Source organism: Spirosoma sp. (assembly GCF_048594605.1).
GTDB lineage: Bacteria > Bacteroidota > Bacteroidia > Cytophagales > Spirosomataceae > Spirosoma.
Window position 1 is genome coordinate 1 of the sequence record NZ_JBMDWV010000314.1, and the last position, 9,408, is coordinate 9,408.

Genomic DNA, 9,408 nt, shown 5'->3' on the forward strand with positions numbered 1-9,408 from the left:
AATTATTCACCTAAATCAGCAGGCAAGACTTAAAGAAATAGCTTTACAAAAAGCCCAAACGACTCGAAATTTTATCATTGCCGGAGCAGTCATGTTGATAATCCTCTTAGGATTAGTCTACAATCGGTTTCAACTTAAACAAACGAGTCATCAACAATTAGTAGATCGGCAGAAAGTGATTGATCACAAAAATTCCACCCTACAAATTTTGCTGACCGAAAAAGAATGGTTACTCAAGGAAATCCACCATCGGGTAAAGAACAATCTTCAAATTGTCATGAGTTTGTTAAATTCACAGGCAAGCTACTTGTCGGATAAGGCAGCCTTATCCGCCATTCAAGTCAGTCAACATCGGGTGCAGGCAATGGCGTTGATCCATCAGAATCTATATCAATCTGACAACGTCAATCACATTGATATGCGCCAGTACATTCAGGAAATTGTGACCTACCTGCGCGACTTTTACGACTTGCCTCAACCGGTAACCTTCTCTTTAGCCGTACAGGAAACTCACCTGACTATTACCGAGGCCATACCAGTTGGCTTATTGATTAACGAAGCGATTACTAATGCTTTAAAGTATGCCTTTCCTACTGAAAGACCCGGTGAAATAAGGGTCTCGTTTCGTTCTATTGAGTCCAATAAATTTGAACTAACTATAGCTGACAACGGTATTGGGCTCCCACTCAATCCAACTACATCCCATAAACCTTCGTTGGGAATGACACTCATGCATGGATTCAGTATGCAACTAGGCGGTGAGTTGACGATAAAGAATGATAACGGATTACTTGTTCATTTACTTTTTTCAAAAGAGTTGACCGATGGCTAATCAATTGCATGTCTTGCCTAAGAATGAGTACGTGCAAATGAGTTTCAACATCCCTAAGCAGTATGTCTTTAAATCAATTGAATGAGCATCCGATATCCCAGACCATCTTAATCATTGAGGACGAGTTCGCTGTGGCGAACGATTTACGACTCATTTTGGAACGAGCCGGTTATATAGTCAGTGGAATTGCGCTAAGTGTTGCTAAAGCACTAGAGTTGACTAAGCTAAAACGTCCAGATTTCGTACTAGTTGATATTTATTTGAAAGGACCAGAAACAGGTATTGATCTGGCTCGTTACCTCAGTACTCATCAGATTCCGTTTGTGTTCCTTTCGGCGAACACAAATACCAGTGTATTAGAAGAGGCTAAAATGACGAAACCGTTTGGTTTTTTAGTCAAGCCCTTTCGAGAGAAGGATGTGTTGGTAGCACTGGAAATAGCATACTATCGCCATGCGTTAAGCCTTGAAAATCAACGCTGTCAAAGGCAGGAACAACAAATCAATTTGCTCAGTACAATTGCTGAACCAGGTAATTGGGACAATTGGTTGCTTAAGCTACTTGCATATTTTCAGACGCACATACCGTTCGATTTTATTCAAATTACCTTTGACAGGAAGCCGTTTTCTGAATTCCAGAGATCAACTTGTTACATGAGGATCTCACAAGACGAATTTAAGTTTGTTCCAATTTCAGTATTTACGGTCGAAAAAGACCAAACTGAGAAGGAGAAATACCCGCTGCCACAAATCTATAAGAACACGTCGACATCTTTCGCAAATAGTGATAGCGATACTACTCGATACATCCACCATTCAATTAAAGAGCTCATTATCAATACATACGAGTATAAATCCAATCTCAATACATCCATTTATACTGCGAATTGTGGCCAGTTTTTATTCGATTTTTATAGTCAACATGATCAATTTTACCAGGAACAGCATTGGGCACTATTGGACCAATTGAAATCTGCACTAACCCTTGCAGTTGATCAGATACTAGCGTATGACCAAATCATACAGCAGACCGCCCGATTACACGAAGAAAATGTGTCTCTACGCCAAAAGCTGAGTAAGCAGGATGAATAGTTACTTCCTAAAAGTTGATTCGTGATTAATAACAAAACAAATAATAGCCTTGGGAAAAGTTATCAGGCTGTATACAAAATGACCTATTTCATGGCTCACAGTGCAGGATTTAACCTCAGTTGCTATTCACGGCCTATTTAGGATTCAATTTGGAGAACTCCAATTTTTTGGATAATTATTAATTTCCTGGAGCATTTTTTTGTGAATTATCACAACAATGAATATTGAGCAAGGTGTAGAATAGAGTGAATTGAAAATTTTTGTAATTTTTTAATAATGCTTTTCGTAAGCAAGGTATGCGAATTTAATAATGAACACCTACTAGGTAATAAAAGGTATAGTTGTTGTCGTACTAACTTATCCTCTTTTCTCAGTAGCCCAAACTGTAAAGTCTATGCATACTTCCTCAATCGCTGGCCAAAGCTTGCCAGAGCCCTATACAATTTTAATTGTCGAGGACGAGTATATCATCGCAAACGATTTACAGCTCATACTGGAGCAGAATGGGTATGATGTGCTCGGTATTGCTACATCGATGCGCAAAGCAATTAATATGATCAGCCAACACCAGCCGAAGCTGGTGTTATTGGATATTTATCTAAAAGGTCAGGAAACAGGTATTGATTTAGCCCATCAGCTGGAAGAACTAGGCATTCCATTTATTTACATTTCGGCTAATGACAATCCAAGTGTATTAGAGGCCGTAAACGCTACTCAACCAAGTGGATACATTGTTAAACCGTTTAGAGAACAGGATATTTTAACGGCTATTTCGATCAGTCGCTACAAACAAGCCCATAGTGTTGAAGTAAAACTTCGTGAGGAAAAACTATTACAAATAGATCTTTCGGAGGCCCTATCTGTTTCAGAAAACTGGACTGACCGACTCACAACGATTGCTCAGCTATTTCAACCTTATATTCCCTTTGATTTCTTAACGATTCGCTACCAACAGCGGGGAAGAAGTTCAAGTTTTAATTTTTACCGGGTTGGCTATCAGGAATTTAATGTCTTGACTTTAGAGGATATTCTCCAGTTACCCGGTGATAAACGAACCAATGATATTCAGGAACAGATTACCTACTTCCCTGAACAATTTTCTCGCTATTGCTTTGAGAGTTTTGACGAGTTAAAACGGAAGGATCCATTTATTCAAATCCTGGCAAAATCATTTCGATTGGTAAGCGCTATAGTTGCCCCATTACAATTGAGCAATGGTGATCAATTTTTGCTTTGCTTTCTAAGTCGAAATCCTGATGCGTTTAAAGTAACTCATCAGGCGCTCCTTGAACGTCTTGAGCAGCCGTTAGTCTTAACGCTTGAACGCGTTCTTGCCTATGAGGAGGTTGCCCGACTTAGTGAAAAACTAAAGCAGGAAAATTCTTATTTACAGCAGGAAGTTCAGAAATTCACTGATTTTGAGGAGATCATTGGCACCAGTGAGCCCCTGCAAATTGTTTTCAGGCTGGTTAATCAAGTCGCTCATACCGATACGACAGTTCTCCTTTTAGGGGAAAGCGGAACGGGAAAAGAATTAATAGCTAGAGCTGTTCATCAATCTTCTTCGCGAAAAGGGAAACTGCTAATTAAAGTAAATTGTGCTGCGCTTCCTACCAATCTGATCGAAAGTGAACTTTTTGGCCATGAAAAAGGGGCATTTACGGGGGCCTTCGAAAAGCGAATTGGCAAGTTTGAACTGGCTCATGGAGGGACCTTGATGCTGGATGAAATAGGTGAACTACCCCTCGAATTACAGGCCAAGCTTTTACGGGTTCTTCAGGAAAAAGAGATAGATCGAATTGGGGGTAAAATACCCATTAAAACGGATGTTCGGGTGATTGCAGCCACGAACCGAAATCTAGAGGAAGAAGTACGAGCCGGTCGGTTTCGATTGGACCTCTATTACCGATTGTCCACCTACCCAATTATTATTCCTCCACTACGAGATCGATTATCAGACTTGCCTTTACTAGCTACGTATTTCGCCCGAAAAATGGCCCAGAAACAGGGTAAGCCATTTATTGGCTTTGCCGAGAATGTAATGCCTTCCTTACTGAGCTATAATTGGCCGGGGAATATTCGGGAGCTAGAAAATGTGATTGAACAAGCCGTAATTCTCAATTCTGGCCAAAATCCTATTGAGCTAGGTCGATCACTTGGTAAATCGTTATTAGGAGATTCCCAATCTCTCTATCAGCCAACTAACCAGCACATAGTAATTCCTCAGTCTAGTAGAAATGAAAGTTTGCCCGTTGATTTTGAATCCATAATAAAGAACCAGCAGGAGGTGGAAAGGAACTATATATTGACCGTTTTACAACAAACTAACGGCCGAATCCGTGGCAGTGGTGGAGCTGCTGAACTGCTAAACCTTAAACCAACTACGTTGGAATATCGAATGGAAAAAATGGGGATTCGTAAGGTATTGATCATGAATCCTCCTTCACCCGATTGAAACCTATATATCAGATAAAGAAGGGCAACAAATGGAAAAAGGCAGTTGACTATGAGATGGTAGTCTTTTAGTTTTCCTCAGTAAAAATCAGGCTAATCAGCACGCCGGTTTCACTTGTTATGGTTAAGGAAGCGTCCAATTGTTGACTAAAGCCTTTAATAAGCGTCATACCTAATGAACGGCTTTGCGAAACGTCAAAGCCGGGAGGTAGGCCCACACCATTGTCAGCAATAATCAGTTCACAGGAAAGTTCAGCTATTCGCCTGAGCGTTATTGTGATGGTTCCAGACTTATCAACTGGGAATGCGTACTTTAAGGAGTTGGTGATCGCTTCATTGATGATTAGACCAACTGGAATAGCCTGCGTAACCTCTAAATCGATCGATTCTACGTTTAACTCGAACGAATGTTGTTGGTCAAGTTTGTACGAATTACGTAAGTAAACCACAACATCCTGAATAAAGGCTCCCATGTCTATGCGGGCCATGCCTTCAGACTGATAGAGTTTCTGATGAATCATGGCCATTGTCTGCACCCGGTGTTGACTCTCTCGAATGGCCGTAATAGCTGCGTTGTCGACAAGGTAACTAGCCTGGGTATTTAATAAGCTCATTACCACTTGCAGGTTATTTTTCACCCGATGGTGGATCTCCTTTAATAACCATTCTTTTTCGGTTAGTAATTGTTGCAGGCTGCTATTTTTTTGATTGATTTCCTTCTGTCTTGCCTGAAGTTCAATATGTTGAGTTTGTAAGATTTTCTGTTGATCCAGGAGTTGTTTATTGTTGAGTTGCTTCAATCGATACCGGTTATAACTTAAACCCAGTAAGGCTAACAGTAAAATACTTCCCACAATCAACGCATTCCGTTGCGTCTGGTGAGACCTGTTCTGAATCGTTAACAGGTCTATATTTTTTTCTCTAAGTGCAAGTGTTTGTTCCTTCTTTTGGGTTTCATATTCTATAGTCAGCCGGGCAATTTGCTGGCTTTTTTTCTCATTAAAAATTGAATCGGTTAAGTTTTTATACGTTTGGTAATGGTTGATAGCTGCTTTATAATTACCCTGTGCCGAATCTACTTTGAAACGCATTAATTGGATTTCAAGCTGCTGGCTGGGAATTATTCGTTTTTGCGATATGGACAATAGATGATGAAGAAATGGATCTGCTTTTTTAAATTGAGCATTATCTACATAAAACTGACTAATTCGTTGCCAGGCAGAACACTGAAATTGTAAGGCAACCTGTTTACTCCAGGCTACACTAGCGAGGTAGTACTGTTCGGCTTTTTTATACTGTTTTAAGGCGCTGTAGCAGTCCCCATAACTTTGATTGAGCAGAATATTATCTTCATAAGTGACGTATTTGATTTTACCTGAAATCGTCTGTAAAAATCGTAAGGCTTCCTGAGGCTTTCCTAATTTTAGAAAGGTAATTACCATCCGAGTGATAAGCCCAATTTGAATGGTCAATTCACTTTTCTGGCGGCTAATTACCAGTGATTTTTGATAATACATTAAGCTTTTTTCATATTGATTAAGTCCGAAATAAGCATTACCTAATCTGAAATAGGCATAATCTAATTCAGCCGATTGCCCATTTTTCTCCTCGGCTTTTACAACCTGAAGTATGTAAAACAATTTTTGATTTAAATCGCCCTTGGCCTGACTTAAATCTGACAGAAAGTAATTTGTGTTGGAAAGATATCCATACTCGCCCGGCCGATTGTAAACACTTGACATTGCCAGATTACGATAGGCTGCTGTTAATGCTCTGAAACCAATGACATTTTGGATTGCCAGGGCTTGGGCTGCTCTTTGATCTGCGCGCCAGGTTTCTCCGCCATCTAATTGGAAGTGTTCGAAACCCATTTCTAATAAAATCAACAGTTCCAGCGCCTTACTCCTGATTTGACGAGCTAGCGTTAATCCTTTTTCCAACGCTTTCATATTTTCCCGGCAATCATCGCAATAGGTAGTTGTTGCCATTCGCAGCCATACCTTAACCTCCCCTGATCGATCCCCCGCTGTTTGCCGTGCCTGAATTACCTTCATAAAACTGGCCCTCGCTCTTGGCCAGTCTTTTTCAAGGATATAGGCGACTCCTATTAAATTCTGACTCTCCTCTGCCAAAAGGTTATGACCAATTGATTGACTAATCCGTTCTGCCTTTTGGAAAAAGTAAATAGCACTATCGCGCTTGGCATACCGAAGTTGGGTGGGTCGAAGAAGTCGCTTCCCTTGCTCGAGAAATAATCGTATTCGGCTCGAATCACTTAGTTGCTGGGAGATGCGGGCAACTTCTCCATTATTCTGCTGCTCAAGTTGATAGATAGCCTTCAGATATAATGATTTGTCAATTCCATGGTTAAAGTGGATTGTGCGACTTAACATTTCTGCTAATTCAGTAAAGTGACGTGCACTGTCCGACAATGCTTTATCAGCTATCGGACTACTTAAGTAGAATTCGCTTAAGCGGAGTAATGTCCGTACCTTATTTGTATCGGTGACGGTTTTAGTGACCGATCTGAGAAGGCGATCCACCTCTTCTCTTGAAGCAGAAGATTGAGCCTTACCATAACTTATAAATAGGAATAACCATGCTAAACACAACAGAACACCTCTCGATCCACACAAAGGCATATAAATGGAAGATTATACAAATTAGTCTACTAATTGAACAGACAGAATTTGGTGTTCAGTTATTCATAGGCAAATAGGCCTACAAGAATCAAGCCCTGATTGTAGCATTTTCTCAAATGAGTTAAGGGGGGATTTATTATGGATTAATAATGCAAAACAGATTTTGAGAGAATGCCTGTTGATGGCCCTATTAGAGCTTCAAATGATCATTAGAGATCATTTAACTGGTAAAATTTGCTCTGAAAATGCACTAGATAGTTTAAGTAAAGTAGTATACCGCAAGGAGGATTATCCTATCGGAAGAAGAACCGAGAGATTTTTTGAACTATTCCTTGCAAGGCAAAATTGGGCTACTCCAACTTATTGGAGTAACCCAAAGAACTGTAGATCGGTTGGAGATATCTTCTGGCTCCAAAACTCAAATGTTCGCCTAGATTTATGAGGGATCTGGAATTAGTACCCTGTCTCTTTATTGCTATTATTTATAATTCCTATTCGCAGAAAATTTGGAATGGGACAATTAATTAAGCTGGCGAACTAAGGATAACCGTATACTCGAAATTATGTACAATTTTACATTACTAACTTTTTGGAGTTACGCTCAGATTTGGATTTATACGACAGAATAATTAGTCGCCGTCCAAGATAAAATACGTATACAGCGTGTTTTGGGGCATAATGAAGATTTTATTCGATGGCACATGCTTTGATTTAGTAATACCATCTATATGAAGGTAGTCTATTTTTTCATAATGCTTAGGGTAGTAATTTTCAGCATATAGTAATTTGAAAATCCGCCATTCTTATCAATGATTTTAAGGCTTTATTGGGATTGTAGAATATTCTGATTGCGACCAAACCTAAAAAACATGAAGGCTATTTCGGATTGGATTTTAATTGTCGAGGACGACGAAGACGATCGATTGATAATAAATCAGGCTTTCGAATCAGTTTGTCCGGATCTTGCTCGTGTTTTTGCAGTTGACGGTGAAGAAGCACAACTTTTCATACAAGCTCCACCTTTTCCCTTGTTTGTACTCTCCGATTTAAATATGCCTCGTCGAAATGGCCTGGAGCTGCTGCAGCAATTTCGACTCCAATCCGTTTTCAAAACGATCCCATTCGTAATTTGCACAACTTCTTCCTCTAAGGAGGATCGAGATAAATGCTATCATGCTGGCGCTAATGCTTTTGTTTACAAACCGGTTCAATTCGGTCATCTTACGAAGCTAGTGCAAAGTTTGGTTAATCTTTGGGGCCCAAAAGATTGAAAACACTGAGCTTATGGGCTTTTACCAGAAGAAAAGGAGTGCCCTGCGGCCGTCCTCAACAGCCAGCACTTGCCAGGCATACGGGCCAAAGTTTATGATGTCGTCTTTAACCATTCTCTCTTTATCGTATAGGTCAACAAGATGTAGTAACAGTCTGGTTAGTCTACTTTCTTAATCTCAGTCGCACTGAGGGTGATCGTAAATTCACGCCGTTGACTGTTCCAGCAGTGTACCCGCTGACCATATTGACTGATCACCGGGACTGGCCAGTCGATATCAGCATTGGCCGCTTTTAACTCTTGAGCAACCTTCGGATTAATGAGCGTCACTAAGTCGTTCAGCTTGAACTCGGGGTTTGTCTTCATTCAATACTTAATTTCCTACCTTTGTTTGCTGGTAAATGTCTTAAAGACAAGTAAATGAAAGCCTCCAATATCCGTTTTTTTCGCCCACTGAAAACCAACAGACTACGTCCAAGCCCGGAAAGGCCCCAAAGCCAGCTAAACTAATTTTAACCGGTTACGTCTCCACGGCGGGTAAACTCGTTTTACCAGCCAAGACTGTGGATCATATAGGTGTCGATCTAGACAAAACGTCCATTAAAGTAGGCATGGACGAGGGCAAGCGCAAAGCCAAATCGTTGTATTTAGTACCAAGTAGTATAGATGAGGAAACTTTCACATTCAATAAAGCAGCTAAGAGCTATACGTTGGCATTACCTTTTATCTTGAAGAGGAGCGGGGTTGACTTCACTAAAACAAAATACGACTTTACAATTCGTCTCTTCGAATATGAAGGCACGACTGCTTTTGAACTAAAAGTAGATCCTGAAGCAGCGGCTACCAAGGTACCTTACACGGGCAAGCCAAGAGGCCGGAAGCCAAGGCAGGCCTCAGAAGCCGAGTAAAGTTATTGAGCCCTGTTCAAACAGGGCTTTTTTGTGTTTTGTCCATTGAGCGGTAATGCCGTTTCATCACCCGACTCTTTCATCTGTTACCGTTTTAATCCCGATCGCTCACATATTTCACTCAAACTGTCAAGCTGGCAGATTTTACGTTTGGAAAAGCAGTGGGTATTGATTTAGCTTTGGTTTGTCACAAGGCTAGAACGCTCGTTCT

General features: G+C 40.5%; 7 protein-coding genes. 5 read left to right on the plus strand and 2 right to left on the minus strand.

Features of this window, described 5'->3' with window-relative positions:
* The 3 genes from ACOJS8_RS18895 to ACOJS8_RS18905 form a co-directional block, all read left to right on the plus strand.
* The coding region (locus ACOJS8_RS18895; protein ID WP_420150104.1) for a sensor histidine kinase at positions 1 to 832 on the plus strand (832 nt) is incomplete at its 5' end.
* Positions 833 to 894: 62 nt separating this feature from the next.
* Positions 895 to 1,923, plus strand: a complete 1,029-nt coding sequence (locus ACOJS8_RS18900; protein ID WP_420150105.1) for a response regulator — start codon at positions 895 to 897, stop codon at positions 1,921 to 1,923.
* A gap of 394 nt (positions 1,924 to 2,317) precedes the next feature.
* Positions 2,318 to 4,378 (plus strand): sigma 54-interacting transcriptional regulator, encoded by a 2,061-nt coding sequence (locus tag ACOJS8_RS18905; protein WP_420150106.1) that lies wholly within the window; start codon positions 2,318 to 2,320, stop codon positions 4,376 to 4,378.
* A 67-nt stretch (positions 4,379 to 4,445) separates the two neighbouring features.
* On the opposite strand, the gene ACOJS8_RS18910 is transcribed toward ACOJS8_RS18905, so the two are convergent.
* Positions 4,446 to 7,019 carry a tetratricopeptide repeat-containing sensor histidine kinase gene (locus ACOJS8_RS18910; RefSeq protein WP_420150107.1) on the minus strand — a complete coding sequence of 858 codons (2,574 nt, stop codon included), beginning with the start codon at positions 7,017 to 7,019 and terminating at the stop codon, positions 4,446 to 4,448.
* Positions 7,020 to 7,888: 869 nt separating this feature from the next.
* Here ACOJS8_RS18910 and ACOJS8_RS18915 point away from each other — a divergent pair.
* Positions 7,889 to 8,290 carry a response regulator gene (locus ACOJS8_RS18915; RefSeq protein ID WP_420150108.1) on the plus strand — a complete coding sequence of 134 codons (402 nt, stop codon included), beginning with the start codon at positions 7,889 to 7,891 and terminating at the stop codon, positions 8,288 to 8,290.
* A 158-nt stretch (positions 8,291 to 8,448) separates the two neighbouring features.
* Here the strand turns inward: ACOJS8_RS18915 and ACOJS8_RS18920 are convergent, their stop codons facing one another.
* Positions 8,449 to 8,655, minus strand: a complete 207-nt coding sequence (locus ACOJS8_RS18920) for a hypothetical protein (protein WP_420150109.1) — start codon at positions 8,653 to 8,655, stop codon at positions 8,449 to 8,451.
* A 197-nt stretch (positions 8,656 to 8,852) separates the two neighbouring features.
* On the opposite strand from ACOJS8_RS18920, the gene ACOJS8_RS18925 reads away from it, so the two are divergent.
* Positions 8,853 to 9,197 carry a hypothetical protein gene (locus tag ACOJS8_RS18925; RefSeq protein WP_420150110.1) on the plus strand — a complete coding sequence of 115 codons (345 nt, stop codon included), beginning with the start codon at positions 8,853 to 8,855 and terminating at the stop codon, positions 9,195 to 9,197.
* Positions 9,198 to 9,408: the final 211 nt, after the last annotated feature.